This is a genomic window from Desulfofundulus sp. (genome assembly GCF_049701015.1).
Classification (GTDB): domain Bacteria; phylum Bacillota; class Desulfotomaculia; order Desulfotomaculales; family Desulfovirgulaceae; genus Desulfofundulus.
On record NZ_JBNATZ010000320.1, the window covers coordinates 1 to 2,462 of the forward strand.

1 protein-coding gene is annotated in these 2,462 nt (G+C 58.0%); it reads left to right on the forward strand.

Annotation, left to right across the window (positions count from 1 at the left end):
- Positions 1-49: 49 nt before the first annotated feature.
- Positions 50-2,431 (forward strand): heavy metal translocating P-type ATPase, encoded by a 2,382-nt coding sequence (locus ACPLUI_RS13840; protein ID WP_424660831.1) that lies wholly within the window; start codon positions 50-52, stop codon positions 2,429-2,431.
- Positions 2,432-2,462 lie beyond the last annotated feature (31 nt).

The following is a 2,462-nucleotide window of genomic DNA, read 5'->3' on the forward strand; positions in this document are numbered from 1 at the left end:
CCGCCGCCTGGTTGCACCCGGCCTCTGTGCCGGGTGAGGATTGAAACTTGTGCACCCGGTTAAGGTATCCGTGGAACAGCTGGTCAATACCATCCGGGAACTGGGCTACAAGGTACCCACCGGGGAAATACGCTTGACCGTAAGGGGTATGAGATGCGCGGCCTGTGTAGCACGGGTGGAACGGGCAGTTTCAGAGTTGCCCGGGGTATTGAATGTAACCGTAAGCCTTCCCGCGGAAACCGCCCGGGTGACTTTTTACCCGGGGACGGTAACACCGGCCCGGATTAAAGAAACAATCGCAGGCCTGGGCTACGAGGTTACCGGGAAGGCCACGGGCCAGGAAGCCCTGGACCGGGAGAAACAGGCCCGCCAGCAGGAAATACGCCGCCAGGCCCGGAACATGTGGATAGCCTGGCCACTCTCCCTCCTGGTAATGCTGGGCATGTTCCGGGACGTGTGGATCTTTCCCCGTTTTGTACCGGGTTTTATGGGTAATACCCTCTTTTTGTGGGCACTGACCACCCCGGTAGTCTTCATTGCCGGCTGGCAGTTTTTCGTGCACAGCTTCAACGGCTTAAAGAAGGGCGCCACCGATATGAACCTGCTCTATGCCACGGGAATAGGGGCTGCCTATATCATCGCCACCATAAACACCTTCTGGCCCGGAGCGGGCTTTGGAGGCAAAGGAGCCACCTTTTTTGAATCCGCCGCCCTGTTAACTGCCTTTATCGTCCTGGGCCGCTACCTGGAAGCCCTCACGCGGGGCCGTGCCTCCGAAGCCATCCGGAAGTTGCTCGACATGGAACCCAAAACTGCACGGGTAATCCGGGAAGGCCGGGAGATGGAAATTGACGCCCTCGATGTGGTGCCAGGCGATGTGGTTGTGGTGCGTCCCGGAGAAAGCATCCCGGTGGACGGAAGGGTAATCGAAGGGCATTCGGCAGTGGACGAGTCCATGATTACCGGGGAGAGTATCCCGGTGGAGAAAAAGCCGGGTGACGAGGTAATCGGAGCCACCATCAACAAAACCGGTTCCTTTAAATTTGAGGCCACCCGGGTGGGCCGGGATACCACGCTCGCACAGATCATTCGCCTGGTAGAAGATGCCCAGGCCACCAGGGCACCGGTACAAAAGCTGGCCGATTTCGTGGCCGGACACTTCATTGCCGGAGTCCACGTGCTGGCGCTGCTGGTTTTTCTGTTCTGGTTTTTTTACGGTTACCACGCCTTTTTCCGGCCGGACAGTCATTTTATCCTGTCGCCCTACAGCCTGGCCGGAGTGGGAGTCTTTGGCTTCGCCCTGCTTTTAAGCGTGACCACCCTGGTCATTTCCTGCCCCTGTGCGCTGGGACTGGCCACTCCCAGCGCCATGATGGCCGGAACTGGAAAGGGGGCTGAAAACGGCATTCTCTTTAAAGGAGCCGATGCTGTAGAAGCCGCCGCCGCACTGCAGGTGATACTGCTGGACAAAACGGGCACCATCACACGGGGCGAACCATCCCTTACCGATGTCATCCCTGTTCCAGGTTTTACGCGGGAAGAACTGCTGAGTCTGGCCGCTGCCGCGGAAAAAAATTCCGGGCATCCCCTGGGCGAAGCCATCGTTCTGGGAGCGAAAAAAGCCGGCGTGATTGTGGAAGAAGCGGAGGAATTCGAGGCCATCCCTGGCCACGGCGTCATATCTCGCTACCGTGGCCGCACGATATTGCTGGGCAACCGCCAGTTAATGAAGAAAGAAAAGGTACCCGTTGAAAATCTCCGGTCTACTTTAGAATCCCTGGAGCAGGATGGTAAAACCGCCATGCTCCTGGCAGTGGATGGCCAGGCAGCAGGGGTGATTGCGGTGGCCGATACGATAAAAGAGCATGCGCCCCAGGCCATTGCCCGGTTGAAAAAAATGGGTATGCAGTTGTTCATGATCACGGGGGACAACCGCCGCACCGCCGAAGCCATCGCCCGCCAGGTTGGCATTGAAAACGTGCTTGCGGAACTGTTGCCACAGGAGAAAGCCGAAGAGGTGCGCAAGCTACAGGCCCGCGGCCTGCGGGTGGCCATGGTGGGCGACGGTATCAACGACGCCCCGGCCCTGGCTGCCGCCGACGTGGGCATGGCTATTGGTACGGGCACGGACATCGCCAGGGAAACGGGCGAGGTAATCCTGATCAGGGCGGATCTGCGGGACGTGGTTTCGGCCGTTGAAATAGCCCGGGCAACCATGCGCAAAGTGCGTCAAAACCTGGTCTGGGCCTTCATTTATAACAGCATTGGCATACCTATTGCCGCGGGCGTACTCTACCCCTTCACCGGCCTGATTGTAAGCCCCGAACTGGCCGCCTTCTTCATGGCCATGAGCTCGCTATCGGTAACTCTGAACACACTGCTCTTAAAACGTTTTGTACCCTCTTTGAAAAGAGATAAGGTTCCCTGTTGATCTCGTTGGAATCACTCTTCGTTCCAAGGAG